Source organism: Bradyrhizobium sp. P5_C12 (assembly GCF_054049735.1).
The window spans coordinates 23,272-42,186 of the sequence record NZ_JBFULU010000044.1 but is presented as its reverse complement, the minus strand read 5'-3'; the positions used below and the strand labels follow the sequence as shown (position 1 = coordinate 42,186).

Annotated in this window: 18 protein-coding genes; 11 read left to right on the top strand and 7 right to left on the bottom strand. The window is 65.6% G+C overall.

All coding sequences use genetic code 11. From position 1 onward, the window contains the following. The first annotated feature begins 15 nt into the window (after positions 1-15). The 8 genes from ACXJMY_RS29815 (at position 16) to ACXJMY_RS29780 (ending at position 8,876) form a co-directional block, all read left to right on the top strand. Positions 16-1,635: a peptide chain release factor 3 gene (locus ACXJMY_RS29815; protein ID WP_456622924.1), complete on the top strand. Its 1,620-nt coding sequence runs from the start codon at positions 16-18 to the stop codon at positions 1,633-1,635. Positions 1,636-1,871: 236 nt separating this feature from the next. Next, positions 1,872-2,450 carry a hypothetical protein gene (locus ACXJMY_RS29810; protein ID WP_456622923.1) on the top strand — a complete coding sequence of 193 codons (579 nt, stop codon included), beginning with the start codon at positions 1,872-1,874 and terminating at the stop codon, positions 2,448-2,450. Positions 2,451-2,522: 72 nt separating this feature from the next. Then, the gene (locus ACXJMY_RS29805; protein WP_456622922.1) at positions 2,523-3,107 is read left to right on the top strand and encodes an NnrU family protein; all 585 of its coding nucleotides are present in this window, start codon (positions 2,523-2,525) and stop codon (positions 3,105-3,107) included. Between the two features lie 77 nt (positions 3,108-3,184). Continuing rightward, on the top strand, positions 3,185-4,780 hold the full coding sequence (locus ACXJMY_RS29800; protein WP_456622921.1) for a class I adenylate-forming enzyme family protein: 1,596 nt from the start codon (positions 3,185-3,187) through the stop codon (positions 4,778-4,780). Positions 4,781-4,951: 171 nt separating this feature from the next. Then, entirely contained in the window at positions 4,952-5,605 is a 654-nt protein-coding gene (locus ACXJMY_RS29795; RefSeq protein WP_456622920.1) for a tetratricopeptide repeat protein, read from the top strand. Between the two features lie 30 nt (positions 5,606-5,635). Continuing rightward, positions 5,636-6,190 carry a hypothetical protein gene (locus tag ACXJMY_RS29790; protein ID WP_456622919.1) on the top strand — a complete coding sequence of 185 codons (555 nt, stop codon included), beginning with the start codon at positions 5,636-5,638 and terminating at the stop codon, positions 6,188-6,190. Between the two features lie 50 nt (positions 6,191-6,240). Next, on the top strand, positions 6,241-7,623 hold the full coding sequence (der, locus tag ACXJMY_RS29785; RefSeq protein WP_456622918.1) for a ribosome biogenesis GTPase Der: 1,383 nt from the start codon (positions 6,241-6,243) through the stop codon (positions 7,621-7,623). After that, the gene (locus ACXJMY_RS29780) at positions 7,620-8,876 is read left to right on the top strand and encodes a TCR/Tet family MFS transporter (protein ID WP_456622917.1); all 1,257 of its coding nucleotides are present in this window, start codon (positions 7,620-7,622) and stop codon (positions 8,874-8,876) included. The genes der and ACXJMY_RS29780 overlap by 4 nt, the downstream gene beginning before the upstream one ends. 99 nt (positions 8,877-8,975) lie before the next feature. On the opposite strand, the gene ACXJMY_RS29775 is transcribed toward ACXJMY_RS29780, so the two are convergent. From ACXJMY_RS29775 to ACXJMY_RS29745, 7 genes are all read right to left on the bottom strand, one after another. Next, complete coding sequence (locus tag ACXJMY_RS29775) at positions 8,976-10,202, bottom strand: ABC transporter substrate-binding protein (protein ID WP_456622916.1); 1,227 nt, start codon at positions 10,200-10,202, stop codon at positions 8,976-8,978. Positions 10,203-10,324: 122 nt separating this feature from the next. Next, a complete protein-coding gene (locus tag ACXJMY_RS29770; protein WP_456622915.1) occupies positions 10,325-11,473 on the bottom strand; it encodes a hypothetical protein in 1,149 nt (382 codons plus the stop codon). A gap of 77 nt (positions 11,474-11,550) precedes the next feature. Next, entirely contained in the window at positions 11,551-12,291 is a 741-nt protein-coding gene (locus ACXJMY_RS29765) for an SDR family NAD(P)-dependent oxidoreductase (protein WP_456622914.1), read from the bottom strand. A gap of 138 nt (positions 12,292-12,429) precedes the next feature. Further along, positions 12,430-13,953: an amidophosphoribosyltransferase gene (gene purF, locus ACXJMY_RS29760; protein ID WP_456622913.1), complete on the bottom strand. Its 1,524-nt coding sequence runs from the start codon at positions 13,951-13,953 to the stop codon at positions 12,430-12,432. Positions 13,954-13,981: 28 nt separating this feature from the next. Further along, positions 13,982-14,611, bottom strand: a complete 630-nt coding sequence (locus ACXJMY_RS29755; RefSeq protein WP_456622948.1) for a CvpA family protein — start codon at positions 14,609-14,611, stop codon at positions 13,982-13,984. Positions 14,612-14,778: 167 nt separating this feature from the next. Next, a complete protein-coding gene (gene radA, locus ACXJMY_RS29750) occupies positions 14,779-16,224 on the bottom strand; it encodes a DNA repair protein RadA (RefSeq protein WP_456622912.1) in 1,446 nt (481 codons plus the stop codon). A gap of 17 nt (positions 16,225-16,241) precedes the next feature. Continuing rightward, complete coding sequence (locus tag ACXJMY_RS29745) at positions 16,242-16,970, bottom strand: sulfite exporter TauE/SafE family protein (protein WP_456622911.1); 729 nt, start codon at positions 16,968-16,970, stop codon at positions 16,242-16,244. Positions 16,971-17,218: 248 nt separating this feature from the next. Between ACXJMY_RS29745 and ACXJMY_RS29740 the strand changes: the two genes are divergently transcribed. The 3 genes from ACXJMY_RS29740 to ACXJMY_RS29730 all read left to right on the top strand — a co-directional run bounded on the left by ACXJMY_RS29740 (position 17,219) and on the right by ACXJMY_RS29730 (position 18,902). Beyond that, on the top strand, positions 17,219-17,536 hold the full coding sequence (locus tag ACXJMY_RS29740) for a hypothetical protein (RefSeq protein WP_456622910.1): 318 nt from the start codon (positions 17,219-17,221) through the stop codon (positions 17,534-17,536). 80 nt (positions 17,537-17,616) lie between these two features. Next, positions 17,617-17,985, top strand: a complete 369-nt coding sequence (locus ACXJMY_RS29735; protein ID WP_456622909.1) for a GFA family protein — start codon at positions 17,617-17,619, stop codon at positions 17,983-17,985. A 101-nt stretch (positions 17,986-18,086) separates the two neighbouring features. Then, entirely contained in the window at positions 18,087-18,902 is an 816-nt protein-coding gene (locus ACXJMY_RS29730) for a hypothetical protein (RefSeq protein WP_456622908.1), read from the top strand. Positions 18,903-18,915 lie beyond the last annotated feature (13 nt).

The window sequence follows — 18,915 nt, the reverse complement described above, 5'->3', positions numbered from 1 at the left end:
CCAAACGCTCCCGCCATGTCCGACATCGCCATTTCCGCCGAATCGCCGGCCCGTTCCCCGCTTGCCGCTGAAGTGTCGCGGCGGCGAACCTTTGCGATCATCTCGCATCCGGACGCCGGCAAGACCACGCTGACCGAAAAGCTGCTGCTGTTCGGCGGCGCCATCAATCTCGCCGGCCAGGTCAAGGCCAAGGGCGAGCGGCGCAACACGCGCTCGGACTGGATGAAGATCGAGCGCGAGCGCGGCATCTCCGTCGTCACCTCGGTGATGACCTTCGAGTTCGAAGGCCTCGTGTTCAACCTGCTGGACACGCCGGGCCACGAGGACTTTTCGGAAGACACCTATCGCACGCTGACGGCGGTCGATTCCGCCGTGATGGTGATCGACGCGGCAAAGGGCATCGAGGCGCGGACGCGAAAGCTGTTCGAGGTCTGCCGGCTGCGCGACATCCCGATCATCACCTTCATCAACAAGATGGACCGCGAAAGCCGCGACGTCTTCGAGCTGCTCGACGAGATCGAGAAGACGCTGGCGCTCGACACCACGCCGATGACCTGGCCGGTCGGCCGTGGCCGTGACTTCCTCGGCACCTACGACGTCGTCAATGGCGGGGTGCGCCTGCTCGAAGGCGGCGGCGCCAAGACCGGCGCGGCGCAGCAGATCGAGATCGCGGAGCTCGGAAAGCTCAATGCGAATCTCGACGTCTCCGCGGTGAAGGACGAGCTCGAGCTCGTCACCGCGGCCTCCAAGCCGTTCGAACTCGCCGCGTTTCGCGAGGGCCATCTGACCCCGGTCTATTTCGGCAGCGCGCTGCGCAATTTCGGCGTCGGCGACCTCCTCGAAGGTCTCGGCAAGTTCGCGCCCGAGCCGCGCGCGCAAGAGAGCGACCAGCGCAGGGTCGAAGCGACCGATCCGCGCATGAGCGCCTTCGTGTTCAAGATCCAGGCCAACATGGATCCCAACCATCGCGACCGCATCGCCTTTGCGCGGCTGTGCTCCGGCAAGCTCAGCCGCGGCATGAAGGCCAAGCTGGTGCGCACCGGCAAGAGCATGCCGCTGTCGAGCCCGCAATTCTTCTTCGCGCAGGACCGCTCGGTGGCGGATGAAGCCTTTGCCGGCGACGTCGTCGGCATTCCCAATCACGGCACGCTGCGCATCGGCGATACTCTGACCGAGGGCGAGGATTTCAACTTCGTCGGCGTGCCGAGCTTCGCGCCGGAAATCGTCCGCCGCGTGCGTCTCACCGACGCGATGAAGGCAAAGAAGCTGAAGGAGGCGCTTCAGCAGATGTCGGAAGAGGGCGTGGTGCAGGTGTTCCGCCCGCGCGACGGCGCGCCGGCGCTGGTCGGCGTCGTCGGCGCGCTCCAGCTCGACGTGCTGAAGGCGCGGCTCGAGGCGGAATATGCGCTACCCGTGGAGTTCGAAGTCAGCGAGTTCCAGCTCGCGCGCTGGGTCTCGTCGGATGACCGCAAGAAGCTGGATACCTTCATCGCCGCCAACACTTCGAGCATCGCCGACGATGTCGACGGCGATCCCGTGTACCTGGCCAGGAACGAGTTCTATCTCGGCTACACCCGGGAGCGCGCCGAGGGCATCGAATTCACCAACGTCAAGGACGTCAAGAAGAAGGGGTAGGGCCCGCCCACACCCCCCGCTGTGCAGCCACATCCTCCGCTGTCATGCCCCGCGAAGGCGGGGCATCCAGTACGCCGCGGCCTCTCGGTTCGATCACAAACGTCTCGGAGTACTGGGTCGCCCGGTCAAGCCGGGCGACGACATCGAGCTTAAACGCGGCCATGTGAACAGCCGCAGGCTTGATGTTGTCGGGGGCAATGCCACCTTCAACTCGTATGACCTTGCGAGTTCGCATCATGTGGCGCGGCATTCTCGTTTTCATATTGCTGGCGATATCGGTGGTCGCCGCCGACGCGCAGCGCCGGGAGATCAATCCGATCCCGTTTTCGCACTCCCCGTGCAGCGTGCTCGACAATCGTCCCTGCACGCCGTCCTATTGCAGCCCGCTCGAACACGGTCCCTGCATTCCCGAGATCGACTATCCCTATGGCGAGAACCTCCAGCTCACGATCCAGAGCGTCCCGTCCGAGGCCGATCGCGCCAAATACCAGAAGCCGGACCACGATCTCGACACGATCGGCGACCTCTTCGCCGAGTTGCGCACGTGCTGGTCGCCGCCAGCGGACAATGGGCGCGCCGGCATGCAGATGTCGGTGCGATTCAGCTTCAACAAGGCGGGCGGCCTGATCGGCCCGCCGCGCCTGACCTATGCGACCGCGGGCGTTCCGGCCGATACAAGAACGACCTATCTGAACGCGATCAACAATTCGCTGAAGGCCTGCCTGCCGCTGAAATTCACCAGCGGCCTCGGCGGCGCCTTGGCCGGGCGGCCGATCGCGATCCGCTATGTCGACAATAGGGAGCTTGGCAGGTAGCGCATCGGTTGCGACCGGCGGCCAATCGATGATACGCCATGAGCGGGGGCGCGGGTTGAGGGGGAGGACGTCGTGGGTCTGCTGGTCATGATCCTGGGGCTGGTGCTGTTTTTCGCAGCCCATGTTTTCACGACAAAACGAGAGGCGCGCGCGCAGGCGATCGCGAGACTGGGCGAGGGCACCTACAAGATCCTCTATTCGCTGGTCTCGCTGGCGGGTCTCGTGCTGATCATCTGGGGCTTCGCGCATTATCGCGCGGCGGGCTGGATCGACGTCTGGTATCCGCCGAAGGCAATGAAGCACATCACGCTCGCGCTGATGCTGCCCGCCGTCATCATGGTGGTCGCCTCATATCTGCGCGGCCGCATCTATGCGACGCTGAAGCATCCGATGCTGGCGGGCATCAAGCTGTGGGCGGCGGCGCATCTGCTCGCCAACGGCGATCTCGGCTCCATGATCCTGTTCGGTTCGTTCCTGGGCTGGGCGGTGTATGATCGCATTACGCTGAAGCACCGCACTGATGCCGGTGGCCCGCCGATTCCGGTGGGGGGCGTCACCAATGATCTGATCGCGGTCGCGGTCGGTGCCGTCGTCTATCTGGCGCTGGCTTTCGCGTTCCATCCGGTCGTGATCGGTGTTCCTGTGATCGGTGTTTAGCCGCAGCCGATCAGCGCAAGACAGGATCGCTTGCCCATGCGCGGAAGGTGACAAAGCAATAAGCCGAGGGCCCTCCGATGGACTGGTCGCAATCTCAGATTCCGCCGATGCGGCTCGAGGCGCGCTTTGGCGATCGGGTCGTGCAGGCATTCTGCGATCGGCCAACGACGCTCTGGGCGATGATCGCCGACGCCTGCGCACGCAACGCCGATGGCGAAGCGCTGATCTGCGGCGATGTTCGGCTCAGCTGGCGGCAGGTGGTGGAACGCGCGGCCCGGATCGCGGCGGGCTTGCGCAAGCTCGGCCTGCAACGCGGCGACCGCGTCGCCATCCTGCTCGGCAACCGTGTTGAATTCCCGCTGCTCTTGTTTGCCGCCGCGCATGAGGGGCTCGTCACGGTGCTGCTGAGCACGCGCCAGCAGAAGCCGGAGATCGCCTATGTGCTGGCCGATTGCGGCGCCAGGATCCTGATCCACGAGGCTGCGCTCGCAGAACGCCTGCCCGATGCGCGGGATGTCCCCGACGTGATCCACCGTATCGCGGTCGACGACGATCCGCGGCGGTCGCGTTTCGCCGCGCTCGCAGACAATGCGGCTGCGCCGGCACCGGTCGAGACGAGCGAGGAGGATACCGCGATGATCCTCTACACCTCGGGCACCACGGGCAAACCGAAGGGGGCCATGCTGGCCCATTGCAACATCATCCATTCCTCGATGGTGTTCGTGTCCTGCCTGAAGCTGACCTCGGTGGACCGTTCGATCGCGGCGGTGCCGCTCGGCCACGTCACCGGCGTCGTCGCCAACATCACGACCATGATCCGCTGCGCCGGCGCGCTGATCATCATGCCCGAGTTCAAGGCTGCCGATTACCTCAAGCTCGCCGCGCGCGAGCGCGTCACCTACACCGTGATGGTGCCGGCGATGTACAATCTCTGCCTGCTCCAGCCCGATTTCGACGGCTATGATCTGTCGAGCTGGCGCATCGGCGGCTTTGGCGGCGCGCCGATGCCGGTCGCGACCATCGAGAAGCTCGAAACCAAGATTCCCGGCCTCAGGCTGATGAACTGCTACGGCGCGACCGAGACGACGTCGCCTTCCACGATCATGCCCGGCGAGCTGACGGCGAGCCACATCGACAGCGTCGGCCTGGCGTGTCCCGGCGCGCGCATCGTCGCGATGGGAGCGGACGGGCGCGAGCTGCCGCGCGGCGAGATCGGCGAGCTCTGGATCCAGAGCGCCTCCGTCATCAAGGGCTATTGGAACAACCCGAAGGCCACCGCCGAGAGCTTTACCTCAGGCTTCTGGCATTCGGGCGATATCGGCTCGGTCGATGCCGACGGTTTTGTCCGTGTGTTCGACCGGCAGAAGGACATGATCAACCGCGGCGGTCTGAAGATCTATTCCGCCGAGGTCGAATCCGTGCTGGCGGGGCATCCGGCGGTGGTCGAGAGCGCGATCATCGCCAAACCATGCCCCGTGCTGGGCGAGCGCGTCCACGCCGTGGTGGTGACGCGTGCGGCGGTCGCGGGGGACGACCTGAGGGCGTGGTGCGCGGAACGGCTGTCCGACTACAAGGTCCCCGAAACGCTGACGGTCACGACCGAGCCCCTGCCGCGCAATGCCAATGGCAAGGTGCTGAAACGGCAGCTGCGGGAGCTTCTGGTCGGAATTTGAGCCGGGAAGGCGGCCTCCGGGGGATCCCGGGCCGCCGGTTAACGCCTTGATCGGGCTTGCTTTGCCTTGCCACCGCCATATCGATAGGGTATCGCCGCCGCGACGTGGGGACGGGTTTTTTGACGCCGACGATCTGGCGCGCGCTCCCGGCCGGGCATGGGATTAGCTTAAGTGGCTGAATTATTTGACGAAGTCGACGAGGAAGTACGTCGCGAACAGCTCAAGAAGCTGTGGGACAAGTATTCGATCTACTTCATCGCCCTGATGGTGCTGATCGTCGCCGCCGTGGGCGGCTGGCGCGGCTACCAGTATTTGGAGGCCAAGAAGGCTGCCGAGGCCGGCGTCGCCTTCGAGAAGGCCGTCGAGCTGTCCGACCAGGACAAGCACGCCGAGGCCGAAGCGGCCTTTACCGATCTCGCCGCCAAGGCGCCATCGGGCTACCGCACGCTGGCGCGGCTGCGCGCCGCCGCCGAGGTGTCGGCCCGCGATCCCAAGGCCGCGGCGAAAATGTACGACGATATTGCCGCCGATCGCGGCGTCGGCGGCGAGTGGCAGGATCTGGCAAAGATCCGGGCGGCCGGCTTGCTGCTCGACAGCGCGAGCTACGCCGACATCCAGCAGCGGCTGGAGGCCTCTGCGACGCCCAAATCGACGTTCCGCCATAGCGCCCGCGAGATGCTGGCGCTATCGGCCTGGCGCAACAACGACATGACCGCGGCCCGCAAATGGCTCGACGCGATCGCCGAGGATGGCGAAACGCCGCCGGGCCTGCGTTCGCGCGCCGAAGCGCTCCAGGCCCTGCTGCCGCCCGTCGCCAAAAGCTGACGGCCCTCGAGAGCTGAGACGAGACAAGATATGCGCCGCACGCCACGCTTGATCGCAGCCGCCGTCCTGATCGCCTTCACGGGCGTCCTGGGCGGCTGCTCCAGCTTCGATCCAAGCGACATGCTCGACTTCCTCGACACCAAGAAGAAGCTTCCCGGCGACCGCAAGCCGGTCTTCCCCGAGGGCGTGCCGGGCCTCGAGCAGGGCGTGCCGCGGGAGATGTACAAGGGCGCGCAGCAACAGCCGGATCCGAACGCTGCTGCCGTTGCGGCTGCGCCCGTGGCGCCGCCGCCCGAGCCGGCTCAATCGTCCAAGGCGGCCAAGGGGAAGAAGTCCAGGCAGCCCGGCGGCGTCGCGGCGGCGCCGTCTGAGGCGCCGGCGGGCGAAGTCGACGGCGAGGCCCAGCCTGAAGCTGCGCCGCCCGCGGCCGCTCCGCCGCCCAAGCAGAAGATCGTCCGCAAGCGCACCACCGCGCCGCCGCCGGATCAGCCGACCCAGCAGGCGCAACCGACCCAGACCACGCAGCAGCAATCGCAAGGCGGCGGCTTCCCGGCGCCGCTGCCGAGCGGCAGTTTCTCGCGCTGATATTTTTCACTGCATTGACAGACGCGGCTCCGGCAGCGCACGAATGACTGATGCCCTTCACAATCGCCATCATCGGCCGGCCCAATGTCGGCAAGTCGACGCTGTTCAACCGCCTGGTCGGACAGAAGCTCGCGCTCGTCGATGACCTGCCCGGCGTGACCCGCGATCGCCGCGAGGGCGAGGCGAGGCTCGGCGATCTCGAATTCATCATCATCGACACTGCCGGCCTCGACGAGGGGGCCAAGGGCTCGCTCACCGCACGGATGCAGGAACAGACGGAGACCGCGACCGCCCAGGCCGATGCGCTGTTCTTCGTGGTCGATGCCCGCGCCGGCCTCACGCCCACCGATCGCGCCTTCGCCGATTTTGCCCGCAAAGCCAACAAGCCGGTGCTGCTGGTCGCCAACAAGAGCGAGGGCAAGCACGGCGATGCCGGCGCGATGGAGGCCTTTGCGCTCGGCCTCGGCGATCCCATCCAGATCTCGGCCGAGCACGGCGAGGGCATGGGCGAGCTCTATGACGCCCTCCGCGAACTGATGCCGGAGCCCGTGGATGAGGATGAGGCCGAGGACGACGAGCCGCTGACGGAGGAAGAGGCCGCCACGCGCCCGATCCGCGTCGCCATCGTCGGCCGCCCCAACGCCGGCAAGTCGACCTTCATCAACCATCTGCTCGGCGAGGAGCGGTTGCTGACCAGCCCCGAGGCTGGCACCACGCGCGATTCCATCGCGGTCGAGCTCAACTGGAAGGGCCGCGAGTTTCGCGTGTTCGACACTGCCGGCCTGCGCCGAAGGTCGCGCATCGAGGAGAAGCTCGAAAAGCTCTCGGTCGCGGATGCGCTGCGCGCGGTGCGATTTGCCGAAGTCGTCGTGATGATGATGGATGCGCAGAACCGCTTCGAGGAGCAGGACCTGCGCATTGCCGACCTGATCGAGCGCGAAGGCCGCGCGGTCGTGCTCGCCGTCAACAAATGGGACCTGATGGAGAGCAAGGGTGGCGGTGCCATCTCCGGCCTGCGCCGGGATGCCGACCACTTGCTCCCGCAGATCAAGGGCGTGCCGATCGTCGCGGTCTCCGGCCTGATGGGCGAGGGCATCAATCGCCTGATGCAGGCGATTCAGGACGCCTACGCACTATGGAACAGGCGGGTGTCGACATCGGCGCTGAACCGCTGGTTCGAGGAGGCGGTCCAGGCCAATCCGCCGCCCGCCGTGTCGGGCCGCCGGCTCAAGCTCAACTACATCACGCAGACCAAAGCCCGCCCGCCGAGCTTCGTGTTGTTCTGCTCGCGCGCGGACGCGGTGCCGCAGTCGTATTTGCGCTACCTCACCAATTCGCTGCGTGAGGCCTTCGATCTGCCGGGCACGCCGGTGCGCATCACCTTGCGTGAGAAGGCCAATCCGTTCGCCCACAAGCGCAAGCGGTTGTCGTGAGTGACGGCGCAGGCCAGGCGATAGCGCAAGGCGCTGCGCCCGTCCGGCGCGGTGCGGTCGCCTTCATCTTCGTCACCATCCTGCTCGACATGCTCGCACTCGGCGTGATCATGCCGATCCTGCCGAAACTGATCGAGAGCTTTGTCGGCAACGACACCGCGCATGCGGCCCGGATTTTCGGGCTGTTCGGCACCGCCTGGGCGCTGATGCAGTTCGTGTTCTCGCCGCTCCTGGGGGCGCTGTCGGATCGTTTCGGACGGCGGCCGGTGGTGCTGCTGTCGAACTTCGGGCTCGCCGCCGACTACGTTCTGATGGCGCTCGCGCCGTCGCTGGTCTGGCTGTTCGTCGGCCGCGTGATCTCCGGCATCACCTCGGCCAGTATCTCGACGGCGTTCGCCTATATCGCCGATATCACGCCGCCGGAACGGCGTGCGGCGGTGTTCGGCCGGATCGGCGCGGCCTTCGGCGCCGGTTTTATCCTGGGCCCGGCGCTGGGCGGTTTGCTCGGCGACATCGATCCGCGGCTGCCGTTCTGGGCATCGGCGGTCCTAAGCTTCGCCAATGCGCTCTACGGCCTGTTGGTCCTGCCGGAATCGCTCGCGCCGGAGAAGCGCGCGCCGTTCCGCTGGCGGAGCGCCAATCCGATCGGGGCGCTGCACCTGCTGCGTTCCAACGCGGTGCTGGCCGCGTTGTCGGTCGTCAACTTCATCGCGCAGGTCGCGCACGTCGTGCTGCCGTCGACCTTCGTGCTCTATGCGACCTACCGCTATGGCTGGGATTCCAAGACGGTCGGACTGACGCTCGCGATGGTCGGCATCTGCGCCATGGTGGTGCAGGGGCTTGCCATCGGCCCGATCGTGCGCGTGCTTGGCGAGCGCAATGCGCTGCTGCTCGGCCTGTGCTGTGGGGCCATCGGCTTCATGATCTTCGGCAGTGCGCCGACCGGACCGCTGTTCTGGCTCGGCATTCCCGTGATGTCGCTGTGGGGTATCTCGGGCGCCGCGATGCAATCGCTGATGACGCGGCTGGTCGCGCCCGATCAGCAGGGCCAGTTGCAGGGCGCGACTGCGAGCGTGCAGAGCGTGTCGCAGCTCGTCGGGCCGTTCCTGTTCACGTTGACGTTTTCATACTTCATCGGCGCCAGCGCGCCGTGGCATCTGCCCGGTGCGCCGTTCCTGCTCGCGGGAGTGCTCATGGTGGTGTGCGTGGCCATCGCGATGAGAACGCTGGCCGCGACGAAAACGGCTTCGTAGTCGGGTGGGCAAACCGAGGCGTGCCCACCGTTTCTTCCCGGCCGCGGAGAGATGGTGGGCACGGCGCTTTCGCGCCTTTGCCCACCCTACGGCAGCGTCTTACTTCTTCACCAGCGGGCAGTCGCTGGCTTCGAGCGGCTTGGCGGCGTCTTCCGGCGCGATGGTGGCCACCAGCTTGTAGTAGTCCCACGGGCCCTTCGATTCTTCCGGCTTCTTCACCTCGAACAGATAAGCCGGAATCAGGCGGCGGCCGTCGGCACGCAGGGGTCCCTTGCCGAACAGCGGATCGTCGGTCGGCAGCTCCTTCATCTTGGCGACGACCTTGGCGCCGTCATGCGGATTGCTGCCGAGCGCTTCCATTGCCTTCAGGTAGTGCAGGATTTCCGCGTAGAGGCCCGCCACCGTCATCGAGGGCATCGACCCCTTGGGCGACACTTTCTGGAAGCGCTTCGACCATTCGCGGGTCTGGTCGTTGAGATCCCAATAGAAGGACTCGGTGAAGGTCAGGCCCTGCGCGGTTTTCAAGCCGAGCGAGTGCACGTCGTTGATGAACAGCAGGAGCGCCGCGAGCTTCTGGCCGCCCGCCACGATGCCGAATTCGGATGCCTGCTTGATCGCGTTGGTGGTGTCGCCGCCGGCGTTCGCAAGGCCGATGACCTTGGCCTTCGAGGACTGCGCCTGCAGCAGGAAGGACGAGAAGTCGGACGAGTTGAGCGGATGCTTGACGCCGCCGAGCACCTTGCCGCCGGTGGCCGTGACGACGGCGCTGGTGTCGCGCTCCAGCGCGTGGCCGAAGGCGTAGTCCGCGGTCAGGAAGAACCAGCTGTCGCCGCCTGCTTTCGTCAGGGCCTTGCCGGTGCCGTTGGCGAGCATGTAGGTGTCATAGGTGAAGGAGACGGTGTTGGGCGTGCAGGCCTTGCCGGTGAGGTCGGCCGTGGCGGCGCCCGAATTGAGCAGCACCGAATTCTTATCCTTGACGAGGTTGCTCACCGCGAGCGCAACGCCGGAGCTCGGCGTGTCGGCGATGGCGTCCACCTTTTCGGCATCGATCCATTGCCGCGCAATGTTGACGCCGATGTCGGGCTTGTTCTGGTGATCACCCGAGAGGACGTCGATGGTCCAGCCCTTGGCCTTGAGGCCGGAATCCTCGACCGCCATTTTCACCGCGGCGACCGAGTTCGGGCCGCCGATATCGGCATAGAGGCTCGACATGTCGTTCAACACGCCGATCTTGACGGTCTTGTCTTGGGCAGAGGCCGAGCTGGCAAAGCCGAGGCCGGCACAGGTCAACAGCGCGGCGTAGCGCCACGCGCGAGCAGTCTTCATTGTATTCCCTCCAATTGGTGATGCCGCGGACGACCCTCTTGGACGGGGGCTTTTGACCTCGGCGCGATCGGTCACGATCTTGCCGTTTTCGATATCCTGTCTCCAGGCTTGCTGCAATGCGCTTAAGGTAGGGCGTTGGAGGTCAGCTTGAACTTCTGGATGCGCTTCGCATTGTCGACCTCCGCGGTATAGACGTTACCTTTGGCGTCGATCGCAATTGCATGGACCCAGTGGAATTGCCCGGCATTGCGGCCGCTGCGGCCGAAGCTGCCGGCCACGCTGCCGTCCTGGCGCTTTAACACCCTGATTTCGTTGTTTTCCCCGTCGGCGCTGAGGAGATAGGTCTGCTTCGCATCGGGCCAGATCGCGATGTCCCAGACCGCACCGTTTCCGAGCGTGTTCTTCTCGTAGAACCACTCTGTCACGAAAGTGCCGTCCTTCCTGAAGACCTGGATGCGATCGTTGATCCGGTCGCAGACGTAAACCAGACCGTCATTGGCTATTTTGACGCAGTGAACGGGATTGCCGAATTGTTGGGCAACCGGGGCCTTGGGATCATAGGCCGCCTGCTTGTCGTCGTTCGGCTCGTTGCCATAGGCGCCCCAGTGGCGCTTGTAGGCGAGCGTCGTCGCATCGAACACGATGACGCGGCGGTTGCCATAGCCGTCGGCGACGTAGATTTCGTTGGCCTCCTTGTCGAGCGCGGTCTCGGCAGGCTTGCCGAGCTGGGTCGTGTCGTTGCTGCCGAGGCTCGGCGCGATCTTGCCGATCTGGGCGACGAACTTGCCGTCGAGCGTGAACTTCAGAATGGCGTTGTCGTTGTCGGCATTGCCGCCGACCCAGACGAAGCCGCGTTCGTCGACCTCGATGCCGTGCTCGCGGCCGACCCATTCATAGCCTTCGCCCGGACCGCCCCAGGATCGCAGCAAATTGCCGTCGGTGTCGAACTCGAGCACGGGCGGCGCCGACACGCAGCATTTGGAGCGCGGCGGATTGAGGCTCGCGCCTTTCTCGTCGTCGGTGAGCGAGCGCGGGCGATGGATTATCCAGATGTGACCCTGCCAGTCGACGGTGATGCCGCCGACCTGGCCGAGGATCCAGTTGTTCGGCAGCGGCTTTGGCCAGGAGGGATCGACGGCGAAGGTTGGCACGTCGCCGGCGGTCGCCACACCCGGCAGTGCGAATGCGATGGCTGCGATCAGGATGGAGAAGGCGTGAGAGACTTTTGCGAGCGCATGGCCGAAGCCTGCGCGATCATGCCATGGCGCCATGGCAACCTCCCTTTTTGGCTTGCGGCTTGCTGCCGCTTGAGCGCGGGCAGTCAATCGCGGGGAGGCATTTGAGTCAATCAGGCCGGCGAGCGGAAGCTCATCAGCGTGCGGGTCTTGTAGTCGTAGAACTTGCCGGTCTCGGCCCACGCCGGCGCGCACATCGGCACGATGAATTCGGCGACCTGCTCGGGCGTCTCCAGCGTCGCCGGGTCCTCGCCCGGCATCAGCGTCGCGCGCATGCGGGTGCGGATCGGGCCGGGGTTGAACAGGTTGACGCGCAGCTTTGTGTTCGCGGTCTCCTGCGCCCAGGCGCGCGCCAGCGTTTCCAGCGCGGCCTTGGAGGCGGCGTAGGGGCTGACATAGGCGGTCGCCTTGTTGGCGGCGCCCGAGGTGATGAACACGGCGCGGCCGGCGTCGGACTGCTTCAGCAGCGGCTCCATGCAGCGGATCAGCTGGAAGTTCGCGGAGACATTGACCGCCATCACGTCGTTGAAGGTCTTGAGCTCGATATGGCCGACCGGCGAAGAGGGGCCGAGCACGCCGGCATTGCCGACGAGGATGTCGAGCTTGCCATAGCGCTCGTGCAGGCCAGCCCCTAGCCGGGCGATACCGTCGGAATCGGTGAGGTTGAGCGGCACCAGCGTGGCGCTTCCGCCGTCCTTCCGGATCTCGTCGTCGAGTTCCTCCAGCCCGCCCTGCGTGCGCGCAACGGCGACGATGTGCGCACCGGCCTTGGCCAGGGCCTTTGCCGTGGCAAATCCGATACCGCGGGAGGCGCCGGTGACGAGAGCGATACGGTCGGCGAGGGGTTTTGTCATGGCGGGGGTTTTACAGGCGTGGATGGCCGGGACAAGCCCTGCAACACCGTCATTCCGGGGCGATGCGAAGCATCGAACCCGGAATCTCGAGATCCCGGGTTCGGTCCTGCGGACCGCCTCGGGATGACGCCTTCGGCGTCAGCTCGCCTCCGCCAGCAGCGACAGCTGCCGTGGCTGCGGCTCGACCTGGGTCTGGTCGGTGAGGTGGGTCGGATAGGCGCCGGTGAAGCAGTGATCCGAGAATTTCGGATTGGCCGGATCGCGGCCGGGCTCGCCCATGGCGCGGTACATGCCGTCGATCGAGAGGAAGGCGAGCGAGTCCGCGCCGATGATCTCGCGCATCTCCTCCAGCGAATGCGTCGCGGCCAGAAGGCCGCCGCGGTCGGGCAGGTCGATGCCGTAATAGTCGGGATAGAGGATCGGCGGCGAGGCGAGACGGAAGTGCACCTCGGTTGCACCGGCGTCGCGCATCATGCGCACGATCTTCTTCGAGGTGGTGCCGCGCACCAGCGAGTCGTCGATCAGGATGATCCGCTTGCCCTCGATCGCGGCGCGGTTGGCCGAATGCTTCATGCGCACGCCGGACTCGCGGATCGCCTGCGTCGGCTGAATGAAGGTGCGTCCGACATAGTGGTTGCGGATGATGCCGAGCTCGAACGGCACGCCGGAATGCTGGCTGTAGCCGACCGCGGCGGGCACGCCGGAATCGGGCACCGGCACGACGACGTCGACCGGGACATGGCTCTCGCGCGCGAGCTGCGCGCCGAAGGCCTTGCGCACCTCATAGACCGAGCGGCCGTGGACGATGGAATCCGGGCGGGAGAAATAGATGTATTCGAAGATGCAGGGGCGCGGCGCCATCGGCGGGAACGGCTTGTGGATGTCCATGCCGTTCTCGTCGAACACGATGACTTCGCCCGGCTCGATGTCGCGGACGAAGCGCGCGCCGATGATGTCGAGGGCGCAGGTCTCCGAGGTCAGGATCGGGCAGCCGTCGAGGTCGCCAAGCACCAGCGGGCGGATGCCGCGCGGATCGCGCGCGCCGACCAGCTTCTTGTTGGTCAGCGAGACCAGCGCATAGGCGCCTTCGATCTCGCGCAGCGCGTCGACATAGCGCTCGATGAAGCGGCTGCGCCTCGAGCGTGCGACCAGGTGCAGGATCACCTCGGTGTCGGTGGTCGACTGCATCATGGCGCCGTTCTTCACGAGCTCGCGGCGCAGCGTCAGGCCGTTGGTGAGATTGCCGTTGTGGGCGACCGCGAGGCCGCCGGCATTGAGCTCGGCGAACAGCGGCTGCACGTTGCGCAGGATGGTGGCGCCGGTGGTGGAATAGCGGACATGGCCGACCGCCATATTGCCGGGCAGGCGGTCGATCACCTCGCGGCGGGAGAAGGTGTCGCCGACGAGGCCGAGGCGGCGTTCGGAATGAAAGCGGGAACCGTCGTAGGAGACGATGCCGGCGGCTTCCTGGCCGCGGTGCTGAAGGGCGTGGAGGCCGAGTGCGGTGATGGCGGCCGCGTCAGGGTGTCCGTAGACGCCGAAGACGCCGCATTCCTCGCGCAGCGTATCGCCCTCCAGGTCGTCCTGAAGCTCTAGCGCGGCCGGGCCTAAACCGGCCTTTGGATCGAGATCAAGCTGGGCGTCCTGGTCAGGGTTTCGCATCTCGTCCGCGCCTCTCTCTAGGGCTAAATCAACGCGCCGCAGGTTTCTCGATCAGCTTTTTCAGGCTGTCACGAGCCGGTTTGCTGTATCCGTCGCCACTGCCCGAAGGCTGCTGCTCGGAATCAGCTTGCTCATCATCTGGTTTGTTTTTCTTGAATCTCTTCAAGATGGTGTTCTCGGGGTCGTCCGGCAAGAGGGACATCAGCCAATCCCCGGTTCCCTGGAGCACCACGCGGGATTTGGCCCCCGCGACCCAGTCCGGACGTTGCTTGTCCGGCACCAGCCAGGTGAAGAACAGGAAGGCGACCACGACGATCAAAAGCCCGCGAGCCAGCCCGAACAGGAAGCCGAGGGTGCGGTCCAGCGCGCCGATCCGCGAATCCAGGATCATGTCGGAGATTCGGACCGTGATCACGGAGACCACGACCAGAGTGCCGATGAACACGCCGGCGACCACGACCACGCTCGCGACGGTGTCGTTGTTGAAGTAGGTTTTTGCGGTCGGAAGCAGCTTGGAGAACGAATATAGCGTCACGATCGCCGCCGCGCCCCAGGCCGCGATCGACAGGATTTCGCGCATAAAGCCCCGGACCATCGCGAGCAGGCCCGAGATCAGCATCACACCGAGCAGGATCAGGTCGAGAAGTGTAATGGGCATCGGCTGGTCTGGTCCGCTCGTACTCTCAAAGGTGCTCAGCGAATCGGTGTTTGGCCGCCGCCCTAACTGAGGGGCAGACGGCGCTCCCGGCAAGGCCGCAACCACGCAATCCCGTACTGCTTTTGTGACGGCTGTATAGCGGCGGGGGCGGGGAACGTCACCTCCGGCTAACCCTCTCCACGGCGGAATCTTGCTGGTGTGGCATTTTTCTCCGGCGGTGCGCTCGATTCGCCCCTGCGGGAGCCACGCGCGGCGATTTCCGCCACCAGGGTCGTCAGGCTGTTGACCGCGTTGAGCGAGAGTCCGGCGTCGCCGCCGGCTTCGCCCCGGGCCGATTCGGGCAGCACGGCGCGCTGGAAGCCGAGTTTTGCCGCTTCCTTCAGCCGGGCCGGGGTCTGCGCCACCGGGCGGACCACGCCGGAGAGCGATATCTCGCCGAAATAGACCGCATCGGTCGGTAACTGCGCATTAACCAGCGAGGACACCAGCGCGGCCGCGGCGGCGAGATCGGCGGCGGGTTCGTGGATGCGCAGGCCGCCTGCGACGTTCAGATAGACGTCGTGGCCGGACAGCTTGACCCCGCAATGGGCCTCCAGCACTGCGAGCACCATCGACAACCGGCTCGGGTCCCAGCCGACCACGGCCCGGCGCGGGGTGCCGAGCGAGGTCGGGGCTACCAGCGCCTGCAATTCGACCAGGACCGGCCGGGTGCCCTCGATTCCTGCGAACACCGCGGTACCGGGCGTGCCCAGATCGCGCTCGGACAGGAACAGCTCGGATGGGTTGGTGACCTCGCGCAGGCCGAGGCCTGTCATCTCGAACACGCCGATCTCGTCGGTGGGTCCGAAACGGTTCTTGACGGCGCGCAGGATGCGGAATTGCTGCGAGCCTTCGCCCTCGAAGGACAGCACGGCATCGACCATGTGCTCGACCACGCGGGGGCCTGCGATCTGGCCGTCCTTGGTGACGTGCCCGACCAGGATGATGGCCGCACCTGTCTTCTTGGCGAAACGGATCAGGGCCTGCGCCGAGGCGCGCACCTGCGTCACCGTGCCGGGTGCGGATTCCACCGTGTCGGTCCACATCGTCTGGATCGAGTCGATCACGATCAGCCGGGGGACCGCGCCTTCCGACAGCGTCGAGACGATGTCTTCCACCGACGTCTCGGCCGCGAGCTGCACCGGCGCATCCGACAAGCCGAGCCGTTCGGCGCGCAGCCGAACCTGCGCGACCGCCTCTTCGCCGGAAATGTAGACGACGCGGTGCCCGGCGCGCGCGAGCAGGCTGGTCGCCTGCGTCAGCAGCGTCGACTTGCCGATGCCGGGATCGCCGCCGACGAGCAGCACCGAGCCGCGGACAAAGCCGCCGCCGGTGACGCGGTCGAGCTCGGTCATGCCGGAGGACAGGCGCGGTGCGTCCTGGGTTTTTCCCGACAGGCTCTCCAGCGCAAACGTCCGTCCCTTGCGCTTGGAGCGGATCGACACCGGAACGCTGCCGGTCGTGTCCTCCTCGGCGAGCGTATTCCACTCGCCGCAAGACTCGCACTTGCCCTGCCAGCGGTTATAGGCCGCGCCGCAGTTCTGGCAGACGAAGGAAAGCGTGTTCTTGGCCATGGGAGGTGAATCGGTTGTCAGGGGGATTGCGTGGCATTCCATAGCATGGAGAGACCCGCCGCCACCATGATGGCATCCATCACCAGTCGGAACACATCCGCCTTCAGGCGCAGCACGAAGCGTTTTGCGAGGAAGGCGCCTGCCATCAGCGAAGACCCCGCGATCAGGCCCTTGATGAAGACATCCTGCGTCAGCGCGCCGAAACGTTCGAATGTCACGGATTTCGCGACGTAGAGGCCGAGCGAGGCGGCTGCCTCGGTCGCGAGGAAGGCGCCTTTGCTCAGGCCGTAGAACAGGAACAGCGGCACGCTGAGCGGGCCGGTCGAGACCACGATGCCGGTGAGATAGCCGATCACCGCTCCGCCAATGGCGAGATGCCAGAGGTTGGCCTTGAGATCGTGCCGCGCCAGCCAGTGCCGCACCGGCACCATCGCGATCAGGAAGGTGCCGATGGCGAGATCGACCGCGTGCGAGGGCAGCGCCAGCAGCGTGCGCGCGCCGAGTGCTGCGGCTGGAATCCCCGTGACCGAATAGGCCGCGCAGGCCCGCCAGTCGACCTCGCGCCACCAGGCCAAGATCCGCGAAAAATTCGCCATCACGGAGGCCACGGCCATGATCGGCACGGCCTCCTTTGGCCCATAGGCATAGACCAGCACCGGCATCAGCATGATCGACGATCCCGTGCCGACGATGCCGGAGATGGTGCCGGCGATCAGGCCGACGCTGAGGACGAAGAGAAAGGCCAAGGGCAGGGCTCCGGGAATCGGGAGAGTGTAGCCGGAGCAGGCGTTGTCGGCGAATGCAGTTACCACACATCCGGTGTCGTCCCGGCGAGCGAAGCGATCGAGGCCGATCGCCGCCGCGGCGTCCAAGCAAGGGGCTTGGTTAATCGGTGGTGTCGCCGGCGCCGGCAATCCGATCCGCTCGCCGGCCGGATCCTTAGAATTTGAAGCGTATTGATCGGAGCGTTCGCTCAAAGAATTTGAGGTCTGCGATGCCCGATCACCATTCCTTCTCCGCCCTCGACCGCCATGCGGTGCTCGGCGGATCCGACAACGGCTTTCCCTGGTACGCGGGCACGATGCTCGCGGTCGAAGCCAGCGAAGTGGTGCGGCTGCGCTGCGAGAAGCTCAGCCATGGCGACGAGGCCGCGGGGCACGAGGCCATGCTGATGATGAGCGAGAAGATCGCTGCGGCCTTCGAGGCGACCGCAAGCCTGCTTGCCGGCGCAACCCCGGCCGCAATCATCCAGCGCTATCGCGAGCACGTTGCCGCGAACGCCAAGCGGTTGTCCGCGAACCGAGTTCCTTGATGGGCAGAGGCTGCTGACAGCATGTTGGCAGCAGGGGTCGGCTACGACCATCTCCTGACGTTTTTTGAGGGAGCGGGGTCATGCCGGTCGAGGGAAGCTGCCACTGCGGTGAAACGGTATTCGAGGTGACGGAGGCGCCTTCGAACGTGACGCGCTGCACCTGTTCGCTTTGCGCCAAGCGCGGCGCGTTGTGGGCCTATTACAAGCCGGCGCAGTTTCGCCTGCTGTCGCCACCGGAAAGCGTCGCGACCTATCTATGGGGCAGCCGCACCGTCAAACATCATTTCTGTGCGAGCTGCGGTTGCGGCACCTACTCGGAGTCGCCGGACTGGTCGACTGGCAAGCCCGACTTCGACAATCCCAAGGTCGGGGTCAACGCGCGGCTATTCGACGAATTCGACCTCGACGCGGTGCCGGTCAACGTGATCGACGGCAAGAATTTGTGGTGAGCACACAGTCGCACGCATAGCTGGTGCACGTCCGTCCTCTTGAGGCGGTCGGGGAAAGCTGATCTGTTTCCAGCCCCAGAGAGAATAAGGGGAGGAAGCCAATGATGCGTCTTCTGGCGCGAGTGATGCTCGCGGTCGTTGTGGCCGGTGCGGCCTGCTTCAATGCGCAGGCGCAGACCAAGCCGAAGGTCACGACGCTCGGACCGGACTTTCCCAAGGCCGCGCTGTTCGTCGGCAACAGCTTCTTCTATTACAACAACGGCATGCCCGGGCATCTCTCCTTCATGGAGCGGGCAGCGGATGCCGCCAACAAGGCGGCGTATCGCAATACCATGGCCACGATCGGCGGCTCCGGGCTCGACTGGCACGACATGGACAATCTGCTGCGGGCGGGCGGAATCGGGGCCTATTCGTTCGACGAGCAGAACAACGTTGTCTTCAACAAGCCCGGCAAGCAGTTCGACGTGGTCGTGATGATGGATTGCAGCCAGTGTCCGATCCATCCGCAATTGAAGGATGCGTTCGCGACGTTCGCGAAGAAGGACGGCGAGATTGTCCGTGCCCACGACATGCGCCCGGTGCTGTTCATGTCCTGGGCCTATGCGGACAAGCCGGAAATGACGGAAGGATTGGCCGAGGCCTATACGCTGGCCGGCAACGCCAATGATGCGCTGGTGATCCCTGCGGGCCTCGCGTTTGCGCGCGTCCGCAAGCTCCAGCCGGAGCTCAATCTCTATGCGCCGGACAAGCGACACCCGAGTCCTGCCGGCACGTATCTGGCAACTTGCGTGACACTCGCTGCGCTGACAGGACGTTCGCCGGTCGGCAATTCCTACACGATGGGACTGGATACGGAGACGACGCAGCTGCTGCAAAAGGCGGCATGGGACACCGTGCAGGACTATTACGGGCGCTGATCTGGCGTCGGCC

What these genes read in the sequence shown, in the direction of transcription:
- ACXJMY_RS29815 (WP_456622924.1), top strand. Translation starts at nt 16, where the DNA reads ATGTCCGACATCGCCATTTCCGCCGAATCGCCGGCCCGTTCCCCGCTT.
- ACXJMY_RS29810 (WP_456622923.1), top strand. Translation starts at nt 1,872, where the DNA reads ATGTGGCGCGGCATTCTCGTTTTCATATTGCTGGCGATATCGGTGGTC.
- ACXJMY_RS29800 (WP_456622921.1), top strand. Translation starts at nt 3,185, where the DNA reads ATGGACTGGTCGCAATCTCAGATTCCGCCGATGCGGCTCGAGGCGCGC.
- ACXJMY_RS29790 (WP_456622919.1), top strand. Translation starts at nt 5,636, where the DNA reads ATGCGCCGCACGCCACGCTTGATCGCAGCCGCCGTCCTGATCGCCTTC.
- der (WP_456622918.1), top strand. Translation starts at nt 6,241, where the DNA reads ATGCCCTTCACAATCGCCATCATCGGCCGGCCCAATGTCGGCAAGTCG.
- ACXJMY_RS29775 (WP_456622916.1), bottom strand. Translation starts at nt 10,202, where the DNA reads ATGAAGACTGCTCGCGCGTGGCGCTACGCCGCGCTGTTGACCTGTGCC.
- ACXJMY_RS29770 (WP_456622915.1), bottom strand. Translation starts at nt 11,473, where the DNA reads ATGGCGCCATGGCATGATCGCGCAGGCTTCGGCCATGCGCTCGCAAAA.
- ACXJMY_RS29765 (WP_456622914.1), bottom strand. Translation starts at nt 12,291, where the DNA reads ATGACAAAACCCCTCGCCGACCGTATCGCTCTCGTCACCGGCGCCTCC.
- purF (WP_456622913.1), bottom strand. Translation starts at nt 13,953, where the DNA reads ATGCGAAACCCTGACCAGGACGCCCAGCTTGATCTCGATCCAAAGGCC.
- ACXJMY_RS29755 (WP_456622948.1), bottom strand. Translation starts at nt 14,611, where the DNA reads ATGCCCATTACACTTCTCGACCTGATCCTGCTCGGTGTGATGCTGATC.
- radA (WP_456622912.1), bottom strand. Translation starts at nt 16,224, where the DNA reads ATGGCCAAGAACACGCTTTCCTTCGTCTGCCAGAACTGCGGCGCGGCC.
- ACXJMY_RS29740 (WP_456622910.1), top strand. Translation starts at nt 17,219, where the DNA reads ATGCCCGATCACCATTCCTTCTCCGCCCTCGACCGCCATGCGGTGCTC.
- ACXJMY_RS29735 (WP_456622909.1), top strand. Translation starts at nt 17,617, where the DNA reads ATGCCGGTCGAGGGAAGCTGCCACTGCGGTGAAACGGTATTCGAGGTG.
- ACXJMY_RS29730 (WP_456622908.1), top strand. Translation starts at nt 18,087, where the DNA reads ATGATGCGTCTTCTGGCGCGAGTGATGCTCGCGGTCGTTGTGGCCGGT.